The organism is Streptomyces mashuensis (assembly GCF_014654785.1).
In the GTDB taxonomy this organism is placed as follows: domain Bacteria; phylum Actinomycetota; class Actinomycetes; order Streptomycetales; family Streptomycetaceae; genus Streptomyces; species Streptomyces mashuensis.
In genome coordinates this window covers 740,395-761,951 of record NZ_BNBD01000002.1, presented here as the reverse complement: position 1 = coordinate 761,951, position 21,557 = coordinate 740,395, and the positions used below count along the sequence as shown (strand labels likewise).

The following is a 21,557-nucleotide window of genomic DNA, read 5'->3' as shown; positions in this document are numbered from 1 at the left end:
CGGGCCCCGTGGGGCGGCCATACGATCACGGCCCCCGCCCCGGCCGCCCGCTCACGGCGCCCACCGCACCCGGTGCTCCGCCAGGTGCGCCAGGACCGCGTGGTTCGCCTCCCAGCCGTCGGGGCTGTGTCCTTCGGCCGCCTCCGGCGGCGTGCCGGACTCCGTCCGGCGGTCCGGGCGTGCCGTCCGGCCCATGGCGTCCGGCCCAGGGGGCACGGTCGCGGTGCCCCGCCCCGGCCGCCCGCTCACGGCGCCCACCGCACCCGGTGCTCCGCCAGGTGCGCCAGTACCGCGTGGTTCGCCTCCCAGCCGTCCGGGAACTTCACCGTCACGCCCAGCGACACCGGCTCCGTCGACGGGTGCTCGTCCAGCAGGCGGTCGACGCCCGCCCGGCACACCACCACGCACGCGTGCCGGTGCCGCGACGCCAGGACGCACAGCCGGCCCGTCTCCAGGTGGAACTCCGTCGCGTCCGGCCGGCCCGACAGCGGGTGCAGCACCACCGTCACGTCGTACTCGCGGCCCTGGAGCCGGTTCGCCGTGTCGACCGTCACCCCGTCCGCCCCGCACGGCACGCCCAGGTCCGCCAGGGCCGTCCGTACCGCCGCCGCCTGGTCGCGGTGCGCGGTGCCCACCGCGATGCGGGCCGCCGTCAGCGGCACCGGGCCCGGGGCGGCCTCGCTGGTCACCACGCCGCCCCGGTCCAGCAGCCGGCGCACCACCAGCGCCACCGCGCCCACCGCCTCCGGGTCCGTGCGCGGCGTGTGCCGCGCCGGCAGCTCCAGCAGGCCCCAGCCCGACCCGGCCGCCTCGTCCAGCACCCGGTCCGGCCCCGACCCGTCCGACGCCACGCCGAACGCCAGCCGCCGGTCGCCGTGGCCCGTGCCGCTGCGGAACGGCGTGTACGGGTAGAACGCCGCCGACACCAGCGGCGCCGCCGACGCCGGAAGCCGCCACGACACCGGCAGCCGGTGCTGCGGCAGCCCCGGGTTGTGCGCCAGCAGCGTGCTCACCGCGCTCGCCGACGGGTCGTACGCCAGGCCCGCCCACTGGTCGGCCCCCACCACGCTGAACGGGTCCAGCTGCCCCGGGTCGCCCACGAACAGCGCCCGTTCGAACAGCCCCGCCACCGCCAGCAGCGCGTCCGACCGCATCTGGTACGCCTCGTCGACGATCGCGTCGCCCCACGGCTCGGCCACCTTCGTGTGCGCCCACTTCGCGGCCGTGGACACCACCACGTCCAGCCCGGCCAGGTCGGCCGCCTTCGCCGAGGTGACCACCGAGTCCAGGGCGTCCAGCGCCGGGTCGTAGGGCTGCCAGTCGCTGCTGTGCAGCCGGCCCACGGGCAGGTCCGGGTCCTTCTCGGCCAGCCGCCGCACCAGGTCGTCGACCTGGGCGTTGGTCTGCGCCACCACCATCAGCGGCCGGCCCGCGGCCGCCAGCTCCCGGGCCGCCCGCACCACCAGCGTCGACTTCCCCGCGCCCGGCGGCGAGTCCACGACGACGCCGCGGTGCGCGCCGTGCAGCGTGTCCCGCAGGATCGCCTCCGTGGCCGCGGCCGCCGCCGCGGCGGGGTCCTTCCGCAAGGCGGTGTCCGTCGTGCTCACAGGTAGTCCTCCGCCGTCACCACGTCCGGTGCCTCCGGCCCCTCCGCCGGCGGGCCGCCGTGCGTCCAGGGCGTCCGCTCCGGGTCCGGCAGGTCCGGGCCGCCGCGCGGCGCGTGCTCGAACAGCGTCCAGCACACCCGGTCGCCCGGCTCCGGCACCGAACCCGGCTCCGGTTCCTTGCCGCGCCCCATGCCGCCCGTCAGCCGGACGGTCACCAGCGCGCCCCCGGCGCCGTCCGGCGCGTACGCCACCACCTCGCCCGGCTGCGAGCGGCCGTCCGGCAGCGCGCGGTGCGCCCGCGCGCCCCCGTCCACGTACGGGCTGTCGTCCGTCCGCACCGTCACCAGGGGGCGCGGGCGCGGCACCCTCGCCTCCGACCAGGCCATCTCCACCGCCGTGACCTCCCCCGCGAACGCCTCGCCCGCCAGCCGCCGGCCGGCCATCACCAGCGGGTCGTCCAGCGCCTCCTGCGCGTCCAGCTGCGCCTGGGCGGTCTCGCGCGCCGCGAGCTTGCGGGCGGCGGTCACCGCGTCGTCCCGGCGGGGCTGCGGCGGCTCGCCGGCGCGCAGCCGGTCGCGGTGCGCGGTGTACGACCAGCGGTCCCGCTTCCACCGCTCCGCCACATGCGCCCCCTCCGGCAGCTCCCGCAGCAGCCCGATGCCCTGCCACACGGCGTCCCACACCGGGCGCAGCTGGCTCTCCAGCAGGGCGGCGATCTCCGCCTCCGCGCCGGGCAGGCCGGCGTCGTAGCGGGCGACGGCCGGGGCCAGCAGGGCGTTGTCGAACGCCGGGTCGGTGGCGGGCCCGGCCGGCGGGTGCAGTAGGAGGCCGTCCGGGCCGCGGCCGGTCTCCGCGCGCAGCGCGGCCTCGGCGCCGGTGGTCCCGGCCGGCGGGTCGATCCAGGCCAGCAGGGCGCCCAGGTGCTGGTCCTCCAGGACGCTCTGGCCGGTGGCCCAGTGCCGTGCGAGCAGCTGGGTGAGCGACAGCAGCAGCGACGACCCGGGGACGCGGGCGCGCTCGCCGTAGTGGGTGAGCCAGCGGCCGAGCAGCGGGACGCGCGGGGGAGCGGGGTGGGGGGCGTCCGGGTCCTGTTCGGCGGTGCGGCGGAACCGCATCGAGCGGCCCAGCAGCCGTACGTACTCCACGCCGGCGGCGCTCGGCACGAGCAGCTGCGGCGCGTCGCAGCACAGCTCCACCTCCACGGTGGTGCGTTCGCCTGTCGCCGGGTCGGTCTCCTTGCGTTCCTCGTACGAGACGTCGTCGGCGTAGGCCTCGATCTCCGGCAGCATCACGTCGGCGAGCCCGGCGAGGAACGCGGAGCGCAGGTCGCGGTCGCGCGGCTGGGGGACGACGAGCAGCCGGGGCGCGCCGGGGTCGGTGCCGACGAGGGCGCCGAGCGGGGCGCCGGCCTCGCCGGCGGTGGTCAGCGGCACGAGGACGATCGGGCGCGCGGCCAGGTGGCGGTGGCGGACGGTGGCCAGCGGCCGGGCGCGGCCGTCCCGGACGGCCTCCATGCGGGCCAGGGTCGTGATCAGCGACATGCGGCGGCCTCCCCGGCCCGGGACTGCGCCAGGGCTTCGGCGCGCAGCCGGGCGGCGCGGCGCAGGGCGGCGACGGCGGGGTCGTGCGGGTCGCCGGTGTCCCCGGCGGCCGCGGACAGCACCTCGCCGATGGTGGTGAGCCCGCCGAGCTCGGCGCGTACGCCGCGGCCGAGGACCTGGACGGCGCCGGTCTCCCGGGCGGCGGCACGGCAGTGGAAGGCCAGCTCGCAGGCGGCCAGGCACTCGGGCGCGTACGCGGCGGGCACGGCGTCGACCGCGGCGGCCAGCTCCTTGGCGGGGCGGCGGGCGGTGCGGCCGTCGTCGGCGAGGTCGAGGTCGAAGGTGGTGCCCTCGGGCAGGTCCGCGGCGATGTCCTCGACGCCGGCGAGGCGGCCGAGCTGGCGGCGGGTGGTGGCCAGCTGTTTGCGCAGGTCGACGAGGGAGGCGGTGGGCAGGTTGGTGAAGTCGCGGGGGCACACCAGCAGGGCGCCGTGGGTCACGGAGGCGCCGGGGACGCGCTCGGCGAGGGCCTCCAGGGCGAGGGCGTAGACCGCGGCCTGCCGGGCGGCGGCGCCCACCTTGGCGGCGTCGGCGGCGCCGTCGACCACGGGGAAGGACTTGATCTCGACGACCGTCCAGCTGCCGCCGGGGTGGACGACGACGGCGTCGGGCTCCAGGTAGGCGGGGGTGCCGGCGACGGCCAGGGTGAGCAGGGGGTGGTCCAGCACGGCCCAGCGGCCGGCGGCGGTGGCCTCGCGCAGCGCCAGGGCCGTGCGGGCGGCGCGGCCCTGGGGGCCGGCGGCCGTCAGCTCGGGCCGGTCGACGTCGTCCGGCCCGGGCGGCGGGCCCTCCGGCGCGGGGAGCCGCTCGTGCAGGAGGCGTACGAGCCCGGTGCCGCCGTCGGCCTTGGCACGGGACTCGAAGGCGTGCCCGCGGGCGAAGGCGAACTGCGACTGGCCGAAGGCCGCCGGCGCGCCCAGGGCGCGGGCCAGCGCGGGCTTGTCGACGCCGGCGCCGTCGAGCAGGGCGCGGCGGCGGCAGCCGGGGTTGGCGGCCAGCGCGGCGAGCGCGCGGGCGTCCAGCGGCCGGGGTGCGGCCGCGGGGCCGCGCAGTTCAGCGAGCCGCTGCCGGAGCGCTGTCGGGGGCGCTGTCTCCGGCCTCGTCCCGGGCCGGCTGTCGGGGGAAGTGGTGGTCACGGGGGTCCGCCTCGAGGAGTGTGTCCGGCGCAGCCGGACGCCCCTGGCCGGCCGGCTGGCCGGTGCGGGTCGCCCGGGGAAGCGCTGTACCCGCCGCAGTCTCCCACTCGCCACTGACAGTCGCGGGCGTCCCGCCCGTGACGGCGGTGCGGCGGCCGGCCGCGAAGCGTGCGCGGGCCAGGCCGGCCAGGCGTACGGCGGGGCCGGAGAGCAGGAAGCCGGCGCCCATGACGGCGGCGCCGGCGGCGGCGTCCAGGAAGTAGTGGTTGGCCGTGCCCATGACGACGAGGGTGATCGCGACGGGGTAGAGGACGCCCGCGGCGCGCACCCACAGGGAGCGGGCGTGCCGCCACAGCACGACGCCGCACCACAGCGCCCACCCGACGTGCAGGCTGGGCATGGCCGCGTACTGGTTGGTGAGGCCGCCCAGGCCGCGCGGCGCGCTGGCGTCGCCGCCCCACCAGCCGTACTCCGAGTACTGGCGCATGGTGTCGACGAACCCGTACGCCTCGTCGAGCAGGCGGGGCGGGCAGGTGGGCAGCAGGGTGAAGCCGACGAGGCCGATGAGGGTGGAGATCATCAGCCAGGTGCGCAGCCGCCGGTAGTGCTCGGGGCGGCGGCGGAAGAGCCACACGAGGAGGGCCGGGGTGAGCAGGTAGTGCAGGGAGGCGTAGGCGAAGTCGGCGGGTATGCCGATCCAGCCCTGCTCGGTGAAGAACCGGTTGAGCGGGTGTTCGAAATTTATTCGAAACGTTTTTTCGACGTCGAGGATGGCTGTGCCGTGATCGACGGCCGTCGCCACGTCCCCCCGTACCAGCAGCCGGCCCAGCGAGTACAGCCCGTACACCACGGCGATCAGTGGCAGTTCGGTCCACCAGCGCGGCCGCTCACGAAGGGGTGCGGTGCGGTACATCCGGACGGCTCTCCATCTGCTTCGGGTGCTCAGGCGGCCAAACAAGCGCGCATGCAACCGTACGGCGTACGCCACATTGCTCGCACACCGCCCCGGAGGTTCACCGGAACCACAGGGCAGCGGGGAGGGAGACGCGCGAGGTGACGCCGGGGTTGCCTGGGGGCGAGGTACGGGTGAGGCGTGAGTGATGACCGGTGAGTGATGATGGAGGCGCACGACCGGGTGCCGCCGGCGCCACCCGCGTGACCTGCCCCACCCGCACCACCCGAAAGGCCCTCCGCCATGGCACCGCGCATCCTGCTGGCCCGGCACGGACAGACCGAGTGGTCGCTGTCCGGCCGGCACACCGGCCGTACGGACATCCCGCTCCTCGACGAGGGCCGGCGCGGCGCGAAGCTGCTCGGCGAGCGCCTGCACCGCGCGCCGTGGAACGGCCTGCCGGACACCGAGGTGCGCACCAGCCCGCTGATCCGCGCCAAGGAGACCTGCGACCTCGCCGGCTTCGGCGACCGCGCGACCACCTGGGACGCGCTGATGGAATGGGACTACGGCGACTACGAGGGCATGACCCCCGCCGAGATCAAGGCCGGCCGCCCCGACTGGCTGATCTGGCGCGACGGCGTCCCCGGCGGCGAGACCCGGGCCCAGCTCTCGGCCCGCGCCGACGAGATCGTCGAGTGGGCCCGCTCGGCCGACCGCGACGTGCTCGTCTTCGCCCACGGCCACATCCTGCGCACCCTCGCCGCCCGCTGGCTCGGCGAGGACGTCTTCTTCGGCTCCCGCATCCGCCTCGACCCCACGTCCCTCTCCATCCTCGGCTGGGCCTACGGCGCACCGGCCCTGGAACGCTGGAACGACACGGGGCACTTGGGCTGAGGGCGGGGGGCGGCTCGTCGGCGGAATGCCGTCGAGCAGGCCATCGGCGCCTGATCCCTGACCTCCCGGGCAGGAAGTCCCCGCCATGGCGGGGACTTCCTCGTACCGGGCCTCCTCCAGTAGGGGCGCCCGGTGTCCGTCCTTGTCGTCCCCCTGTGCGCCCTGCTCGCTTCCCTCCCGTCGCGCTTTCCCGTTCCGGAAACCGGAACCTCTTGCGCCCCGCCCTGCGAGGCCGGAAGCATCGAACCGGACACGGCGAAGCAGACCGGGGAGGGAACCGCGTGAAGGTCACCAAGCTGGTGAGTACGTGTGACATCAAGGACTGCCCGACCATCTATGCCACGGACAGGGACACCCTCTTGGTGCAGGGGGAGACACCTACCGATCACGGGCTGGAGATCCCGGCACACGAGACCCTTGTGGAGATCCCGATGCAGCTCGTGTTCGACCTGATCCGGAAGGGCCTTCGTGACGCTTAAGACCCTCGGGGAGCTGTTCGACACCTTCGAGCGGGAAGCATTCAGGCTGGAGACCCTCGCCGACTACAGCGGGTCGGGCAATGTGGACGCCTATCAAGCCTTCCTCTCCGGACAGCCGCAACCCGACGACTACAACGAAGCATGGGTATCGGAGCTCCGGGCCCTCACTGACCTCGGTAAGCGCGTCTACCGCGTGCACATCCTGTCGCGCCCTCTCACCCCGTACCTGCGGTTCGAACTGGGCTGGGGGTACCAGAAGAACGCAACCGGGGGCGAAGAGTTCTTCATCCTCGACACAACGGATAAGCCCAACCCGCTCCAAGGGGCGGAGGACTTCTGGCTCTTTGATGCCAGGACGGCAGTCGTCATGCGTTACGACGACCGGGGAGCCGTCACAGGGCGGGAGACGATGCCCGACAACCGAGCACGCGACTTTGTCACCGTCCGGGATACCGCGCTGGCGCATGCCGAGCCGTTCTCCGACTGGTGGGAGAAGCACGCCGGCGCGTGAACCGCGTGAACAGAGGGCAACTGGGAGCAGCGCTGCGGGCGCTTCGGCAGGCATCCGGGAAGGAAGCCAAGACCGTCGCCCGCAGCGCTGTGATGTCCACGAGCAAGCTCAGCAAGATCGAAACGGGGAAGGCAGCGCCGTCCCCGGCGGACGTTGAGCGCATCCTCACGGCCATCGGGGTCTCGGACGAGGTCAAGGCCGAGTACCTGGAGGTCGCCCGGGCGGCGTCCACGGAAGCCACGGCTTGGCGCCTGGTCCGCCGGATGGGGGTGCACAAGGCGCAGGAGCAGACCGGATCGCTGGAGGCCCGGATGGCCGTGGCGCGGATCTTCCAACCGGCCCTGATCCCAGGACTGCTGCAAACACCCGAATACATCCGGGCCATTCTTGCCCGGCACAACCTTGGCGAGGAGGTCCTTGTGCGCACCATCAGTGCGCGGATCGGCCGCCAGCAGGTGCTCTACGACGCAGCCAAGGAACTTCACTTCGTCATCACCGAGTCCGTGCTGCGGTGGCGGATCGTGTCAGTCGCCAGGATGGCGGAACAACTCGACCGACTCGTTTCCCTCTCTCGCCTCCCCAACATTGACATCCGGACCGTTCCCCTGTCGGTGTCGCAGCAGGACATCGCCAACCACGCATTCGTCATCCGGGACAACAGGACAGTGACAGTCGAGACGATCCACGCCGAGATCGTTGTCACCGATCCCCGGGACGTTTCCTTGTATTCCGAGAAGTTCGAGCGATTCGCGTCGGCAGCTCTGTCCGGTGACGACATGCGCGCCATGGTGGTGCGTATCCGGGACGAGTTGTTGCACGAACAGGAAACCATCTAGATGCCGCTGCCCAACCCCGGCACCATCGACTGCTGACGCACACAGACAGCGGTGAAGAGGTACGCAATGGCGACCGGGACCAACGAGCAGGAGTACGTGACCTACGCGCCCCGGGCAGCCCCGCCGGGGAACGGTTGCGGCGTAATGAAGATGCGGACGTGGGGTGCTGCCCTGGGCGGTGAGGGCATGGCTCAGGCCCCGGCGAAGCCGGAGCACCCACCTGCAAAGCTTCCGCCTGCTACGGGCGGAGGACGGCCTCCAACGGCCGTCGGGCAGATCAGGAAGGACGCGATGATGACCGACCTGTACGTGCTTCCCATCGAAGGCGCCGCGTTCGCCAAGGCGTGCGGCGGCAACACCCATCCGGACGGCGAGTCGTGCGTGACGCTGGCGAAGATCGGGCCGGACGCGTGGGCCATGGGCGACAGCAAGCGCCCCGACGCCGAACCGCTGCGCTTCACCACGGCAGAGCTGGACGCGGCGGGTATCGACCCCGCCCGCTTCGAACTGTCCGCCTGACCAGCGACGCCACCTGAACTGACGGCCCTGCCCCCGAGCCGACGGGCGGGGCCGTCGCCTTTCCTATGGAACGGGGCAGGAGTGCACCACCACGGTTACGCATGGCTCGGGGAGAAGAAGACCTTCGACCGGGAGAGCATCCGCAGACCACCCGGCCAGGCCCCGACGGCGGGCAGTGAGAAGGACGTGGTCGACCGGCACCGGGAGGCTGTGGCCGCGTTCCCGACGTCTGATGTGCCGCCGATCCAGACGGCCCACTGGCTGCTGAAACCCGCGTCGATGATCCGGGGGACATGGGAGGAGCCGGAGGACGCCGGTGAGTGGCTCGGTCTCCAGCTCGCCGAGTTCGCTCCCCGGTTCGCCTCCGCGGGAGACCGGGAGGTGACCAGGCTGGTTCTCCTGGTGAGGGCCGCAGTCGAACGGCTCACATGGGGAGGCGACGTCTCCCTCGGCCACTACCTGAACGGCACCGTCTTCCACTCCGTCGCCCTCGTCACCTGCTCCCCCAACCGTGCTGCTCCCGGCCTTCTCTGTCCGGCCAGGCAGACCCACACATGACAGGGCCCCGACGAATGCGGGGGCCGGCCGGGAAGTTGGCGAAGCGTGCCGACCGACAGGCCTCGGGCAGGCCTACGGCGCGCCCGCGCTGGAGCGCTGGAACGACAGGGGGCACTTGGGGTGAGGGTGGCGGGGGCGGGCGCGGGGGCGCCCCTCCGGACAGCCACTTCTCCCGCCCCGTTGGTGTGTGAACCACCTCACGCCAAGCCGGTCTTGCCCCCTACTCTGACAGCGACGAGCCGGCAGAGAGGGGCAAGGTCATGCGAGACGCTGCTACCCCCCACCCGTACGCCGACCCACTGGCCTTCGGTCAGCGGATGCAGATCCTTCGTACGCGCCGCGGTCTGAGCCGTCCTGTGCTCGCCGGTCTCCTCGGCCGCTCGCCCTCGTGGGTGAAGCAGGTCGAGACGGGAGTCATCAAGACGCCCTCCCTGTCCGTGATCCTGCGGATCGCCGAGCTGCTTCGCGTCCGCGACCTGGCCGACCTCACCGGCGACCAGAGCATGCCGGCCGACCTCTTCACCGGCCCCGGCCACCCGCTTCTTCCCGAGGTCCAAGCAGCGGTGAACGCCTATCCGGTGCGCTCGGACCGCGAGGCGCCCACGGCCGCCCACCTGCGCCACCGGCTCGACCGGGCCTGGGCCTCGCGCCATTGCTCGCCCAACCACCGGAAGGTCGTAGGCGGTCTGCTGCCCGGGCTGATCCGCGACGCCCAGCTGGCCGTGCGCCAGGCCGACTCATCGGCGGAACGCCGGGCCCGGCAGGCGATCCTCTCCGAGGTCTACTCCCTTACGCAGTTCTTCGTGGCCTACCAGCCCGACGCGGCCCTCCTGTGGCGGGTCGCCGAGCGCGGCATGGTCGCCGCCCAGGAGTCCGAGGACCCGCGCGCCATTGGCGTCGCGGCGTGGCTCACTGTGCAGGCGCACCGCGATGCCGGCCACTACGAGGCCGCCGACACCGTGAACCGCGACACCATCCGTCACCTGGAGCCTCTCCTCCCGGACGGGGACGACCGGGTCCGGGCCATCGCCGGCGCCTTGCAGTTCGAAGCCGGCTACACCGCGGCGCGGTGGGGGGAGTCCGGTACGGCCTGGGGCTGGTGGGAGAAGGCGCGGGCCGCCGCTCAGACCCTCCCGGCGTCGTACTACGACCCCGTCACCTCGTTCTCCCGGGCGGTGATGTCGGCCCACGCCGTCACCGTCGCCGTTGAATTGCGCGCCGGCGGCGAGTCGGTGCGCCAGGCGGCTGCGGCCGACGCCCACACCATCCCGTCGCGCCCCCGCCGGGCGCGCCACCGTATCGAGGAAGCACGCGGTTATCACCTCGACGGGCAGCCGGATGTCGCGCTGGCGACGTTGGCCAAGGCCCACGAGGCGGCACCGGAGACGATCACCTACAACGGGTACGCCAGGCGGATCGTGCTGGAGGAGACGGAATCGAAGAGCCCGGAGCGCCGCCGGCGCGCCTCGGACCTGGCGGTGAAGCTGGGCGTGCTCGCCGCGTAGTCGCATCCACGTCCGAGAGGCAGGATTCCTGCCCCTTCTCCGTACGGCCGGGCCCTACGGTCAGCGCTCACCCCAATCCACCGGACGCAGGGGCTGACCTATGCGCACCAGCACCAGTGAGACTTCCACGACCGCAGCCGGCCGCGGCATCGACCCGGAGACGATCGGACAGGACATCGAGCGGGCCCTCGCCTGCGGCCACATGCTGCCCAAGCGGGCCGAGGCGGAACGCCTCGACCGAGCCCCCCCGCCACCACATCGGCCGGCTCCTGCCGATGGCCGGACAACTCCGCGGCGCCCCCGCGGCGGCACTCGTCGCGCAGACGCGCAGAGCCCTGGCGGGAGACCTCGGGAACGGCCTCCAGTCCGCCGCCGACCACGTCGAGCTGCTCGGCGGCGTCTGCCGCGAGCTGCTGTGCCGCGTGGAGCTGGCGAGCAGGGAGGACGCATGACCTCCCTGCTGCGGCACCGCAAGGCGCCGCGGCGAAAGCCGGGGTCATCCTCACTCATGCCCGGCCTGACCAGACGATGAGTCCTGAGGCGACAGCTGCTCGAAATGAGCAGCGGGTTCGAGTCCCGTTACTCACCCCAAGGGACAAAGCCCCTCCCACGGGCCGCCGCGGGAACGCCCCGGTACCCCACGCCCCGTCAGGCCGCCCGTCTCGTCGCCGCGCGGTGGCGGGCCAGGAACGTCGCGACCTCCGGCTGGGCCGCGTACCGGCGCAGGAGCCGGGCCGTGTCGGTCAGCATCGAGCGGATGCGGGCCGAACGGACGCCCTCCAGGAGGTCCAGCACCCGGCCGCCCGCCGCGGCCGCCTCCTCCGGCCGGCCGTTGCGTACCAGGTCGCCCGCCAGCTGTGCCGTGTACAGCGCGATGTTCCGGGTGAAGTGCGGGTCCTGGAGCACCACCGCGCGCCCGGCGTGCTCGGCCGCCCGGCGCCAGTCGCCCAGCGCCGACCAGCACTGTGCCTCCAGCCCCTCCAGCTCCGCCTCGCCGAAGAACGTCATCCACTCCGGGTCCGCGTCGCTCGGCCCCCGCCCGAACAGGGCCCGGGCCCGCAGCAGCGCCGCCTCGCACGCCACCCGGTCGCCGAGGTGCGCCCAGCCGCCGGCCTCCCGCAGGTTCAGCAGCGACATCAGCCGGGCCGACGCCAGGTGGCGGCCCGCCTGCTGGGCCGCCTGCGCGGCCCGCACCGCCTCCCTCGGCCGCCCCGCGTCCCGCGCCAGAAAAGCCGTGTTGCAGAACGCGTGCGCCTCCAGCGCCGAATCGCCCGCGACCCGGGCGGTGGCCAGCGCCTCGGCGTAGTGCGACCGGGCGTCGTCGAACCGCCCCGAGTCGTGCGCCAGCCAGCCCACCGAGATGGCCAGCTCGCCCGCGCCCGCGTGCAGCCGGTCGGCCACCGACTGCCGTCGCGTGCCGGCGTCCAGCAGGTCGTACGCCGCCTTCAGCGGCCGGGCGGCACGCCGGTAGAGGCCGTCGGCGCCGTGCCGGTCGTCCAGGACGCGGATGCGCCGTACGGCGTGTTCCACGGCGGCCGCCTCCGCCTCGCCCGCGTGGCGCCCGGCGCGCGTGCCGGGGGCGGTGCCCAGGGAGGCGGCGGCCAGGGAGGCCGGGCCGGAGGTCAGGAACGCGCGACGCAGCACGTCGCTCTCCTCGCTGCTGTCGATGGCGCCGTCCCCCGCACCGGCGGTACGGCTTTCGGCGGGGCTCTCGGAATTCCCGGACGGCGCAGAGCCCTTCTTGCGCGCCCCCCGGCCGCGCACGCTCTCGCGCGGCGCGAAGCCCATGTCCGCCGGTTCGCGCCCCGGGAACATGTGCCGGAACACTCGCTCGTAGGCGTAGTTGGGACAACGGATCTCGCCGGACTCCACGCGCCCGACGTAGCGCGCGTCGCACGAGACGTGTTCCCCGATCTCGCGCGCCGCCCGGCGCACAGCCGCCGCGAACTCCGCTGGTGAGCGCTGCCCGCGCAGCTCCCGGAAGGCGGTGTTCGGGCGTGGTGACGAAGACGAGCGCGGCGACGTCATGGCCGGCCTCCCCCTGGAACCTCCTGCGAGCCCGCCCCGGGGACGGCCCCTCGGGGGCGGACTGCTGTGCTTGCCGTATGGCGTGATGACCGTACCGGCTGTCCGGGCACGACAACGGCATGTTTGATGACGAACCGGAAATCCCACCTGTCATCCGCCATGAACTGCCATCCTTTGCGGCGGCGCGTCGCCGTAGCCGTTGACGCGGTCCGCACGTTGAACACGGTGGGCGTGAGCGCGCCTGATCGCGGAGTGGCACCGAGGAGGGGTTTCCCGTGGTGGAGGCCGGAGTGGACATCAGCGGCCCGCGGACGACGGCCCTGCGCGGCGGGGCCGGTGACTGCGACGTCGTCACCGTGCCCGCGCGCCAGGGCCTGGAGGCCGTGGACATCCTCCGGCTGCGCGACGGCGTCGGCCCCGTCATCCACGACGGCGACTGCGGCACCCTCGGCTTCCTCGTACCGCCCGGCACCGCCGACGGCTGGGACGTCCCCGGCAGCGCCTGCACCCGCTCGAACGGCCGGGGCCTGCGCCTGGCCGCCGCCGCGCTGGGCGAACCGCCGGTGCGCGCCGCCGGCTGGCTCGTCACCCCCGAGGCCGCACCGGCGGCGGCGACGGACCCGGCGGTGCTGCGCGCGGCGCTGGGAGAGGCGGCCCGGACGATCGCGGCGGTCGACCGCTGCCGCTGACGGCGTCCCCGTAGGGGGCGCGGGCTCCGCGGCACGGTGCGCCCCCGGCGGCGGCGATACTGGACGCATGGCCAGGGAGAAGCGCCGCCAGGCGCACAGCGTGTCCGCCGACGTGGGCGGCGGCACCGCCGAGCTCGTACGCGATCCCGACCGGCCCCGCGCGTACACCCTTCTCCTCGACCGCGCCCCGCAGTCCCACGTCGACCTCGACGACCCCACCCGCCTGGCCTTCGCCTACCAGCGCCGCATCGGCCACGCCGCCGACCTCGTCGCACCGCCCGGCCGGCCCGTCCGCGCGCTGCACCTCGGCGGCGGTGCCTTCACCCTCGCCCGCTACGTCGCCGCGACGCGGCCCCGCTCCACGCAGCAGATCGCCGAGATCGACGGCGCGCTCGTGGAGTTCGTACGCCGCGAGCTGCCGCTCGACAGCACGTGGCGCATACGGGTGCGCAGCGGCGACGCCCGCGAGGTGCTGGCCAAGGTGGCGGACGGATGGGCCGACCTGATCATCGCGGACGTCTTCTCCGGCGCCCGTACCCCCGCCCACCTGACCAGCACCGAGTTCACGGCGGAGGTGCGGCGGGCGCTGCGCCCCGGCGGTTTCTACGTCGCCAACCTCGCCGACGGGCCGCCGCTGGCCCACCTCAAGGCGCAGGTCGCCACCGTCGGCACCGTCTTCCCCGAGCTGTGCCTGACCGCCGACCCCGCGGTGCTGCGGGGCCGCCGCTTCGGCAACGCCGTGCTGCTGGCCTCCGACCGGCCGCTGCCCGTCGCCGACCTCACCCGGCGCGCGGCCACCGACCCGCAGCAGGGCCGGGTGGAGCACGGCCGGGACCTGGCCGGCTTCACGGGCGGCGCGGCGCCCGTCACCGACGCGACCGCCCGGCCCTCGCCGGAGCCGCCGCCCTCCGTCTTCGAGTAGGGGCTCTCAGCCCTGCGGCAGCCGGCCCGTCCGGATCAGCTCCGCGTACCAGCGGGCGCTGGACTTCAGGGTGCGGGCCTGCGTGGCGTAGTCGACGTACACCATGCCGAAGCGCTTGCTGTACCCGTAGGCCCACTCGAAGTTGTCCAGCAGCGACCAGAGGAAGTAGCCGCGGACGTCGGCGCCGTCGGCGAGGGCCCGCAGCACCGACTCCAGGTGGGCGTGCAGGTAGGCGATGCGCTCCGGGTCGTGCACCGCTCCGTCCGCGCCGGGCTTGTCGTCGTACGCGGCGCCGTTCTCGGTGACGAGCAGCGGCAGCCCGGGGGCCTCCCGCGTGAACCGGGTGAGCAGGTCGTACAGGCCGGTGGGGTCGACGGCCCAGTCCATCGCGGTGCGCCGGCCGGGCGGCTGGTGGAACGTCACGCCTTCCGTGGCGGGCCAGGGTGAGCGGCCGGGGCCGGCGGGACGGGGCGGCGCCTTGCCGTCGGCCGCCGACACCAGCATCGGCGCGTAGTAGTTGACGCCCAGCGCGTCCAGAGGGTGCCGGATGACGTCGGTGTCGCCGTCGCGGACGAACGACCAGTCCGTGAGGGCGGCGGTGTCGGCGAACAGGTCGGCGGGGTACGCGCCGTGCAGCATGGGCCCGGTGAAGATGCGGGTGGCGAGCGCGTCGACGCGGCGCGCGGCGTCGGCGTCCTCCGGAGAGTCCGTACGAGCCCGTACCGCACCGGCGTTGAGCGCGACCGCCACCTGCGGGCGGCCCGGCACGGCGGCGCGTACCGCCTGGGCGGCCAGTCCGTGCGCCAGGTTGAGGTGGTGGGCGGCGCGCAGGGCGGCCTCGTCGTCCGTGCGGCCGGGGGCGTGGATGCCGGCGGCGTAGCCGAGGAAGGCGCTGCACCAGGGTTCGTTGAGGGTGATCCACCAGGGGACGCGGTCGCCGAGGGCCTGGCCGACGAGGTGGGCGTAGTCGGCGAACCGGTGCGCCGTCGTCCGCTCCGGCCAGCCCCCGGCGTCCTCCAGTTCCTGCGGCAGGTCCCAGTGGTAGAGGGTGAGGACGGGCGTGATGCCGTGGACGAGCAGGTCGTCGGCGAGCGCCCGGTAGAAGTCGAGCCCGCGCTGCGAGACGGGGCCGCGCCCGGTGGGCTGGACGCGCGGCCAGGAGACGGAGAAGCGGTAGGCGCCCAGGCCGAGGCCGGCCATGAGCCGGACGTCGTCGGCGCGGCGGTGGTAGTGGTCGCTGGCCACGTCGCCGGTGTCGCCGCCGAGCACCCGGCCCGGCGTGCGGCAGAAGGTGTCCCAGATCGAGTCGGTGCGCCCGTCCTCGCGGGCCGCGCCCTCGACCTGGTAGGCGGCGGTGGCGGCGCCCCAGAGGAAGCCGGGCGGGAAGGTCGTGGTCATCGAAGCGCTCCCGTGGGGGGTGGGGGATGCGGGTGATGCAGATTGTGCGGTCAGCCTTTGAGCGCGCCCTGCATGACGCCGCCGGTGATCCGGCGGCCGAGGAGGGCGAACGCAAGCAGCAGCGGCAGCGTGCCGAGCAGGGCCCCGGCCATGACGACGGCCTGGTCGGGCACGTAGCCGCGGCCCAGGCCGGTGAGGGCCACCTGCACGGTCGGGTTCTCCTGGGTGAGGGCGACGACGGGCCAGAAGAAGTCGTTCCAGGACTGGACGAAGGAGAGCATGCCGAGCACCACCATGGCCGGGCGGGCGGCGGGCAGCACGACGTGCCAGACCACGCGCCCGGTGTGCGCGCCGTCCACGCGGGCCGCCTCGACGAGCTCGGCGGGCAGCGCCCCGCTCAGGTACTGGCGCATGAAGAACACCCCGAACGCGCTGACGAGGGCGGGCAGGACGACGGCCCGCAGCTCCCCCGCCCAGCCCAGCCGGGCCATCAGCAGGAACAGCGGGACGACGCCCAGCTGGGGCGGCACCATCATCGTGCCGACGGTCAGCAGGAGCAGCGGCCTGCTGCCGCGGAACCGCAGCCGGGCGAAGGCGAACCCGGCCACCGTGCAGCACAGCACGGTGCCCAGCGCGACGGTGCCGGCCACGAGCACCGTGTTGGCCAGCGCCAGGCCGAGGCCGGCGTCGGTCCAGGCGACGCGGAGGTTGTGGGGGAGGTGGCCGCCGAACCACAGGGGCGGCGGGGTACGGGCCAGGCGCGCGGAGTCGTGCGAGGCGGCGACGGCCGTCCACAGCAGCGGGAACAGCGACACGGCCGTGACGAGGGCCAGGGCGGCGTAGGTGAGCGGCCCGGCGGAGGAGTGTCCCCTGGCTCTGGTGGTCATGGTGGTGTCTCACCCGTCCTTCCGGAGCAGCCGCCGGGCCAGGCCGTGGCCGGTGGCGATCAGGAGCAGGAGGAGGAACATCGTCCAGGCGACGGCGCAGGCCCGTCCCAAGTGGTACGTGAACCAGCCCTGTTCGTACAGGAACAGGCCGAGCGTCTGGAACTGGTGCGACGCGCCGCCCTTCTGCCCGCCCGCGCCGCCGAACAGCAGGGGCTCGCCGAAGAGTTGCAGTGCGCCGATGGTCGACACGACGACGGTGAACAGGATCGTGGGCCGCAGGGACGGCACCGTGACGTGCAGGAACTGCCGGGTCCGCGACGCGCCGTCCAGCTCCGCCGACTCGTACAGCTCGTCCGGCACCGCCTGCATCGCGGCGAGGTAGAGGAGCGCGTTGTAGCCCGTCCACCGCCACACGACGATCGAGGAGACGGCGAGGCGTGCGCTCCACGTGCCGTTCTGCCAGTCGACCGGGCCGGCGCCGAGGGCGCCGAGCACCCAGTTGACGAGGCCGTGGTCGCGTCCGTAGAGGAGGGAGAAGACGAGCGTGGCGGCGGCGACGGAGGTCGCGTACGGGGTCAGGAGCGCGACGCGCCAGAAGGTCGCGGCACGCAGCCGGCTGTGCAGCAGGTGCGCGAGGGCCAGGGCGGTGAGCAGCTGGGGGACGGTCGACAGGACGCCGATGACGAGGGTGTTGCGCAGGGCGTTCCAGAAGAGCGGGTTGCGCAGTAGGCGCGCGTAGTGGTGCAGCCCGGCCCACTCCGCGCGCTCGGGCGCCGTCAGCTCGATGCGGTGCAGCGAGGCCCAGCCCGTATAGAGGAGGGGGAGGAGGGTGAAGACGGCGAAGAAGAGGAAGAAGGGCGCGATCAGGGCGTACGGGCCCCAGCGCACGTCCCACCGGTGGAGGCGGGCCCCCCGGGAGGCGGGCGGGTCCTGCGGGAGCGTGCCCGTGGTGGGCGCGGCGGGAGTGGTGGGGGTGGCGGGGCTCGTGGCGGTCATTCGTCCACCGCGTTCTCGATCTCGCGGCGTGCGGCGGCCCAGGCGGCGCGCGGGCTGCGGCCCTGCTGTTCCACCTGGGGGATGCCGACGTCCGTGAAGGCCGCCCCGATCTGCTGCTCGCGGGGGCCGAAGACGAGCGTGGGCGCGCCGCGCGCCGCGGCGGCGAAGAGGGGGCCGATGGGCGCGTCGCCGAAGTAGGGGTTCCGGGCGCGGGCCAGCTGCGGCATGGCGTACGAGGCGGGGGTGGACGGGAAGCTGCCCTGCCGCTCGAAGAGGCGGGCCTGCTGGGCGGGCGCCGTCAGCCATACGGCCAGGTCGACGGCCTCCTTGCGGTGCCGGGCCGCCTTGGGCACGGCGAGGAAGGAGCCGCCCCAGCTGGCGGGGCGGGGCGCGGCGGCCACGTCCCAGCGGCCGCGGCCGGCCGGGCCGGACTTCTCCTGCATGTAGCCGAGCATCCAGGGCGGGCAGGCGACGGTGGCGAAGCGGCCGTTGGCGAAGGCCTGGTCCCAGTTCTTCTCGAACTGTCTGAGCCGGGCCGTCAGTCCGTCGCGCGCCGCCCGGACGGCCAGGTCCCAGGAGGAGCGGACGGCGGGCCCGTTGGTCAGCAGGGGGTGGCCGGCGCGGTCGTAGTAGCGCTCGGCGTGGGCGTGCACGGCGGCGTTGTAGAGGCCGGCGGCCGAGTCGGTGAAGACGGTCCCGGCGGGTGCGTGCCGCCGGTAGGCACGACCCGCCGCGAGGTACGCCCGCCAGTCGCCGGCCCACAGCCGGCCGACCTCCTCCCGCCCGGTGGGCAGCCCGGCGCGGCGGAAGAGGTCCTTGCGGTAGCAGACCGCCAGGGGCCCGATGTCCGTGCCGAGGCCGATGGTGCGGCCGTCGGGCGTCGTGGCCTGCGCCCACTTCCACGGCAGCCAGTCGCTGCGGCGGACGCCCGGGGCGCGGGAGAGGTCCTCGAACTTCTCGCCGCGCTCGGCCGCGAGCTCGTGGACGTTGCCGACCTCCAGGGCCTGCACGTCGGCGAGGCCGCGGCCGGCGGCGAGGCGGGTGAGCAGCTGCGGGTAGTAGGTGTCGTTGCGCTCGACGACCTCCTCGCGGATGCGGACGCCCGGGTGCAGCCGCTCGTACTCGGCGTAGAGCCCGGCCTGCCGGTAGCCGAACACCCCGAAGGTGCCGACGGTGACGGTCGTCGTCCGCCCCTTTTCCCTTCCCGCCCCGGCACAGCCCACCGGCCCGGCGAGGAGCAGAACGGCCACGGCCAGCAGCACCGCCGTCCGCCGCCGCCGGGGGACGCCTGCTGCCATCTGCGGTGACCCTTCGTCCGGTGCCGGGCACTGGAGCATTCCCGGCCCGCGCCCGGACGCACGCCGTCCGCGAGGAGCGTCACTCGTGGGGGTGATGCCCGGTGTACGCAAAAAGCCGTGGGCTCCGACCTTTTCCAAGGTCGGAGCCCACGGCTCCTGATGAGGGTGAGTAACGGGACTCGAACCCGCGACATCCTGGACCACAACCAGGTGCTCTACCAGCTGAGCTATACCCACCACGTCCGGCGTTTGTTTCCGTGTTTCCCACCGGCCGAGAAAAAGTGTACAGGGTCTTGGAGGGTGCTCGCTCCCGGCTTCGGGTCGTGCCGGGAGCGAGCTGCGTCACTCTTCCCTTTCGGGCGCCGTTCAGGCCTGAACAGGGAGGACGTGCCGGGCCGCGATGGCCTTGGCCGTGTCGGAGTCCGGGCCGGGCTGCGGGACGAAGATCGCCTCGCGGTAGTAGCGGAGCTCGGCGATGGACTCGCGGATGTCCGACAGCGCCCGGTGGTTGCCGTTCTTCTTCGGGCTGCTGAAGTACGCGCGCGGGTACCAGCGCCGGGCCAGCTCCTTGACGGAGGAGACGTCGACGATCCGGTAGTGCAGGTGGCGCTCCAGCTCGGGCATGTCGCGGAGCAGGAAGCCGCGGTCGGTGCCGACCGAGTTCCCGCACAGCGGTGCCTTGCCGGGCTCCGGGACGTGCTCGCGGACGTACTCCAGGACCCGGCGCTGGGCGTCCTCCAGCGTGGTCCCGCCGTCCAGCTCCGCGAGCAGCCCGGAGGCCGTGTGCATCTGGCGCACCACCTCGGGCATGGTGGCGAGCGCCTCGGCGGGCGGGCGGATCACGATGTCCACGCCGTCGCCGAGGATGTTCAGCTCGGAGTCGGTGACCAGGGCGGCCACCTCGATGAGTGCGTCGTCCGACAGCGAGAGCCCGGTCATCTCGCAGTCGATCCACACCATGCGATCGTTCATACGTCTCACCCTACGGGGCGCTCCCGCTGGCCGGGCAGGCGCGGAGCATAGAGGTCCGAGTCCGGTTTGCCGGATTCGGGGAGGTTGCCCCCGTATGGCGTGCCGTGCCCGACGTGGCCGCCGTGACCATGGCCGCCGTGCCGCTCGGACGGGCCCGGCCCCAGGGGCGCACCCGTCACCGCGTGCGCCGGGGTCAGGGCCGCGCGCCGCATCGCGACCAGCGACGGCTCGCCCGGCCGCTCGCCCGCGCGGGCGTCGGCGGGCTCGGGCCGGTCGAAGCGGTCACCGCGCTCCACCCGCTCGGGGCGTTCGCCCCGCTCGGGCCGGTCCGCCGGGCCGCCCTGCGGCCGGCGGGCCCGGTACGCGGCCCGGTAGGCCGCGGGGGAGGACCCCAGCTGCCGCCGGAAGTGGCCGCGCAGCGCCACCGGCGAGCGGAAGCCGCAGCGCCCGGCGACCTCGTCCACGGAGTAGTCCGAGGTCTCCAGCAGCCGCTGCGCCTGGAGCACCCGCTGGGTGATCAGCCACTGGAGCGGCGCGCTGCCGGTGAGCGAACGGAACCGCCGGTCGAAGGTGCGGCGGGACATATAGGCGCGGGCGGCCAGCGTCTCCACGTCGAACTGCTCGTGGAGGTGCTCCAGCGCCCAGGCGACGACCTCGGCCAGCGGGTCGGCGCCGATCTCCTCCGGTAAAGACCTGTCGAGGTAGCGCTCCTGCCCGCCGCTGCGGCGCGGCGGCACCACCAGGCGCCGGGCCAGCGCGCCCGCCGCGTCCGCGCCGTGGTCGGTGCGGACGATGTGCAGGCACAGGTCGATGCCCGCGGCGGTGCCCGCGGAGGTCAGTACGTCGCCGTCGTCGACGAAGAGCTCCCGCGGGTCCACGTGGACCGACGGATAGCGCTTGGCGAGCGTGGGCGCGTACATCCAGTGGGTGGTGGCCGGCCTGCCGTCGAGCAGTCCGGCTGCCGCCAGTACGAAGGCCCCGGTGCAGAGGCCCACGATGCGGGCCCCTTCCTCATGGGCGCGGCGCAGCGCGTCCAGGGCGGCGGCCGGCGGCGGCTGGGTGATCGACCGCCAGGCCGGTACGACGACGGTGCCGGCCCTGGAGAGCGCCTCCAGTCCGTACGGTGCGGTCAGTTCCAGGCCGCCGGTCGTTCGCAATGGCACATCTTCGCCCGCGCACACCAGCAAGCGGTAGCGGGGGACTCCGGCGTCCTGTCGGTCGATGCCGAACACGGAGAGCGGAATGGAGCTTTCGAAGATGGGGCCGCCGCTGAACAGCAGTACGGCGACGATCTCCCGGCGGCGGCGTCCGGAGAGCTTGCGCGCGGTCTCCGGTGCGGTCGTGGAGTCCTGGCTCATGGCGCTAAGCCCCCCTCGGCGGTCGAGTCCTCTCGGTCCTGCACGTTTCCCCTCGGTCCTGAACGGTTCCCCCGCCGGTCATGGCCAAGATCGAATCTACTGCGTCGCTTCGGGACGCGATGACCAGTTCACCACCCGCCTCTAAGTCGACATGACAACTTGGCGCGAAGCGTTCGATCACGAAGCGTTGCACTCGCAGGGCGCGGTGAAAAGTACGCCTCACGACCGTGCCCACGCTCCGTAGGCGGCAACCGGCCAGGGCGCCCTCTTCCTTGCTGGTCGACCGGCTGTGGCGGGGGGTCGGAAGCGAGGTGACGACACCCTCGAAGTTCGGCCTGAAGTTGGCTGAAAACATATGGGTGCAGACGTGCGACGAGGTCCGCCGGGAGGGGAGACGGAGCGGCCGGGGCAGCGCGGTGATGCTGTCCGGAAGGGCGCAGTCGAGGGCCGGTCGAGGGCTGTTCGAGG

At 73.9% G+C, this 21,557-nt stretch carries 22 protein-coding genes and 1 tRNA gene; 10 read left to right on the top strand and 13 right to left on the bottom strand.

Annotated features, from left to right (window positions below):
- Positions 1-51 precede the first annotated feature (51 nt).
- The 5 genes from IE305_RS08685 to IE305_RS08665 are packed head-to-tail and all read right to left on the bottom strand — an operon-like array spanning position 52 to position 5,257.
- The gene (locus IE305_RS08685) at positions 52-249 is read right to left on the bottom strand and encodes a hypothetical protein (protein WP_190128839.1); all 198 of its coding nucleotides are present in this window, start codon (positions 247-249) and stop codon (positions 52-54) included.
- On the bottom strand, positions 246-1,607 hold the full coding sequence (locus IE305_RS08680) for an AAA domain-containing protein (RefSeq protein ID WP_190128838.1): 1,362 nt from the start codon (positions 1,605-1,607) through the stop codon (positions 246-248). The genes IE305_RS08685 and IE305_RS08680 overlap by 4 nt, the downstream gene beginning before the upstream one ends.
- The gene (locus IE305_RS08675) at positions 1,604-3,148 is read right to left on the bottom strand and encodes a hypothetical protein (RefSeq protein WP_190128837.1); all 1,545 of its coding nucleotides are present in this window, start codon (positions 3,146-3,148) and stop codon (positions 1,604-1,606) included. The genes IE305_RS08680 and IE305_RS08675 overlap by 4 nt, the downstream gene beginning before the upstream one ends.
- Positions 3,139-4,344 (bottom strand): hypothetical protein, encoded by a 1,206-nt coding sequence (locus tag IE305_RS08670; RefSeq protein WP_190128836.1) that lies wholly within the window; start codon positions 4,342-4,344, stop codon positions 3,139-3,141. The genes IE305_RS08675 and IE305_RS08670 overlap by 10 nt, the downstream gene beginning before the upstream one ends.
- Complete coding sequence (locus IE305_RS08665; protein ID WP_190128835.1) at positions 4,262-5,257, bottom strand: phosphatase PAP2 family protein; 996 nt, start codon at positions 5,255-5,257, stop codon at positions 4,262-4,264. The genes IE305_RS08670 and IE305_RS08665 overlap by 83 nt, the downstream gene beginning before the upstream one ends.
- Positions 5,258-5,539: 282 nt before the next feature.
- On the opposite strand from IE305_RS08665, the gene IE305_RS08660 reads away from it, so the two are divergent.
- The 8 genes from IE305_RS08660 (at position 5,540) to IE305_RS33735 (ending at position 10,993) form a co-directional block, all read left to right on the top strand.
- The gene (locus IE305_RS08660; RefSeq protein WP_190128834.1) at positions 5,540-6,133 is read left to right on the top strand and encodes a histidine phosphatase family protein; all 594 of its coding nucleotides are present in this window, start codon (positions 5,540-5,542) and stop codon (positions 6,131-6,133) included.
- 281 nt (positions 6,134-6,414) lie between these two features.
- Positions 6,415-6,612: a hypothetical protein gene (locus IE305_RS08655; RefSeq protein ID WP_189451795.1), complete on the top strand. Its 198-nt coding sequence runs from the start codon at positions 6,415-6,417 to the stop codon at positions 6,610-6,612.
- Positions 6,602-7,123, top strand: coding sequence for a DUF6879 family protein (locus tag IE305_RS08650; RefSeq protein WP_190128833.1), 522 nt, complete (start codon positions 6,602-6,604; stop codon positions 7,121-7,123). The genes IE305_RS08655 and IE305_RS08650 overlap by 11 nt, the downstream gene beginning before the upstream one ends.
- 5 nt (positions 7,124-7,128) lie before the next feature.
- Entirely contained in the window at positions 7,129-7,959 is an 831-nt protein-coding gene (locus IE305_RS08645; RefSeq protein ID WP_190129006.1) for a helix-turn-helix domain-containing protein, read from the top strand.
- Positions 7,960-8,253: 294 nt separating this feature from the next.
- The gene (locus IE305_RS08640; RefSeq protein ID WP_190129005.1) at positions 8,254-8,478 is read left to right on the top strand and encodes a DUF397 domain-containing protein; all 225 of its coding nucleotides are present in this window, start codon (positions 8,254-8,256) and stop codon (positions 8,476-8,478) included.
- Between the two features lie 81 nt (positions 8,479-8,559).
- Entirely contained in the window at positions 8,560-9,036 is a 477-nt protein-coding gene (locus IE305_RS08635) for a hypothetical protein (protein ID WP_190128832.1), read from the top strand.
- A 260-nt stretch (positions 9,037-9,296) separates the two neighbouring features.
- Complete coding sequence (locus tag IE305_RS08630) at positions 9,297-10,541, top strand: helix-turn-helix domain-containing protein (RefSeq protein ID WP_190128831.1); 1,245 nt, start codon at positions 9,297-9,299, stop codon at positions 10,539-10,541.
- 275 nt (positions 10,542-10,816) lie between these two features.
- Complete coding sequence (locus IE305_RS33735; protein ID WP_190128830.1) at positions 10,817-10,993, top strand: hypothetical protein; 177 nt, start codon at positions 10,817-10,819, stop codon at positions 10,991-10,993.
- A gap of 196 nt (positions 10,994-11,189) precedes the next feature.
- On the opposite strand, the gene IE305_RS08620 is transcribed toward IE305_RS33735, so the two are convergent.
- Complete coding sequence (locus IE305_RS08620; RefSeq protein WP_190128829.1) at positions 11,190-12,569, bottom strand: NsdA family TPR-like regulatory protein; 1,380 nt, start codon at positions 12,567-12,569, stop codon at positions 11,190-11,192.
- A gap of 275 nt (positions 12,570-12,844) precedes the next feature.
- Between IE305_RS08620 and IE305_RS08615 the strand changes: the two genes are divergently transcribed.
- Both IE305_RS08615 and IE305_RS08610 read left to right on the top strand, forming a co-directional pair.
- Complete coding sequence (locus IE305_RS08615) at positions 12,845-13,258, top strand: hypothetical protein (protein ID WP_373311541.1); 414 nt, start codon at positions 12,845-12,847, stop codon at positions 13,256-13,258.
- A gap of 67 nt (positions 13,259-13,325) precedes the next feature.
- On the top strand, positions 13,326-14,180 hold the full coding sequence (locus IE305_RS08610; protein ID WP_190128828.1) for a spermidine synthase: 855 nt from the start codon (positions 13,326-13,328) through the stop codon (positions 14,178-14,180).
- 6 nt (positions 14,181-14,186) lie between these two features.
- On the opposite strand, the gene IE305_RS08605 is transcribed toward IE305_RS08610, so the two are convergent.
- The 7 genes from IE305_RS08605 to IE305_RS08575 all read right to left on the bottom strand — a co-directional run bounded on the left by IE305_RS08605 (position 14,187) and on the right by IE305_RS08575 (position 21,089).
- Positions 14,187-15,578: a GH1 family beta-glucosidase gene (locus IE305_RS08605; RefSeq protein WP_190128827.1), complete on the bottom strand. Its 1,392-nt coding sequence runs from the start codon at positions 15,576-15,578 to the stop codon at positions 14,187-14,189.
- A gap of 50 nt (positions 15,579-15,628) precedes the next feature.
- Entirely contained in the window at positions 15,629-16,465 is an 837-nt protein-coding gene (locus IE305_RS08600; protein WP_190128826.1) for a carbohydrate ABC transporter permease, read from the bottom strand.
- Positions 16,466-16,474: 9 nt separating this feature from the next.
- Positions 16,475-17,461, bottom strand: a complete 987-nt coding sequence (locus tag IE305_RS08595) for a carbohydrate ABC transporter permease (RefSeq protein ID WP_190128825.1) — start codon at positions 17,459-17,461, stop codon at positions 16,475-16,477.
- Entirely contained in the window at positions 17,458-18,759 is a 1,302-nt protein-coding gene (locus IE305_RS08590; RefSeq protein WP_190128824.1) for an ABC transporter substrate-binding protein, read from the bottom strand. The genes IE305_RS08595 and IE305_RS08590 overlap by 4 nt, the downstream gene beginning before the upstream one ends.
- 164 nt (positions 18,760-18,923) lie before the next feature.
- Positions 18,924-18,996: transfer RNA gene (locus tag IE305_RS08585), tRNA-His, on the bottom strand.
- Positions 18,997-19,125: 129 nt separating this feature from the next.
- Positions 19,126-19,731, bottom strand: a complete 606-nt coding sequence (gene orn, locus IE305_RS08580) for an oligoribonuclease (RefSeq protein WP_190128823.1) — start codon at positions 19,729-19,731, stop codon at positions 19,126-19,128.
- A 5-nt stretch (positions 19,732-19,736) separates the two neighbouring features.
- Positions 19,737-21,089 carry a helix-turn-helix domain-containing protein gene (locus IE305_RS08575; RefSeq protein ID WP_190128822.1) on the bottom strand — a complete coding sequence of 451 codons (1,353 nt, stop codon included), beginning with the start codon at positions 21,087-21,089 and terminating at the stop codon, positions 19,737-19,739.
- Between the last annotated feature and the right edge of the window lie 468 nt (positions 21,090-21,557).

Bases quoted from the DNA above. Each gene is read 5' to 3' on its own strand.
- IE305_RS33735 (WP_190128830.1), top strand. From the start codon at position 10,817: ATGGCCGGACAACTCCGCGGCGCCCCCGCGGCGGCACTCGTCGCGCAG.
- IE305_RS08600 (WP_190128826.1), bottom strand. From the start codon at position 16,465: ATGACCACCAGAGCCAGGGGACACTCCTCCGCCGGGCCGCTCACCTAC.
- IE305_RS08630 (WP_190128831.1), top strand. From the start codon at position 9,297: ATGCGAGACGCTGCTACCCCCCACCCGTACGCCGACCCACTGGCCTTC.
- IE305_RS08605 (WP_190128827.1), bottom strand. From the start codon at position 15,578: ATGACCACGACCTTCCCGCCCGGCTTCCTCTGGGGCGCCGCCACCGCC.
- IE305_RS08675 (WP_190128837.1), bottom strand. From the start codon at position 3,148: ATGTCGCTGATCACGACCCTGGCCCGCATGGAGGCCGTCCGGGACGGC.
- IE305_RS08660 (WP_190128834.1), top strand. From the start codon at position 5,540: ATGGCACCGCGCATCCTGCTGGCCCGGCACGGACAGACCGAGTGGTCG.
- IE305_RS08575 (WP_190128822.1), bottom strand. From the start codon at position 21,089: ATGAGCCAGGACTCCACGACCGCACCGGAGACCGCGCGCAAGCTCTCC.
- IE305_RS08595 (WP_190128825.1), bottom strand. From the start codon at position 17,461: ATGACCGCCACGAGCCCCGCCACCCCCACCACTCCCGCCGCGCCCACC.
- IE305_RS08665 (WP_190128835.1), bottom strand. From the start codon at position 5,257: ATGTACCGCACCGCACCCCTTCGTGAGCGGCCGCGCTGGTGGACCGAA.
- IE305_RS08640 (WP_190129005.1), top strand. From the start codon at position 8,254: ATGACCGACCTGTACGTGCTTCCCATCGAAGGCGCCGCGTTCGCCAAG.
- IE305_RS08590 (WP_190128824.1), bottom strand. From the start codon at position 18,759: ATGGCAGCAGGCGTCCCCCGGCGGCGGCGGACGGCGGTGCTGCTGGCC.
- orn (WP_190128823.1), bottom strand. From the start codon at position 19,731: ATGAACGATCGCATGGTGTGGATCGACTGCGAGATGACCGGGCTCTCG.
- IE305_RS08610 (WP_190128828.1), top strand. From the start codon at position 13,326: ATGGCCAGGGAGAAGCGCCGCCAGGCGCACAGCGTGTCCGCCGACGTG.
- IE305_RS08620 (WP_190128829.1), bottom strand. From the start codon at position 12,569: ATGACGTCGCCGCGCTCGTCTTCGTCACCACGCCCGAACACCGCCTTC.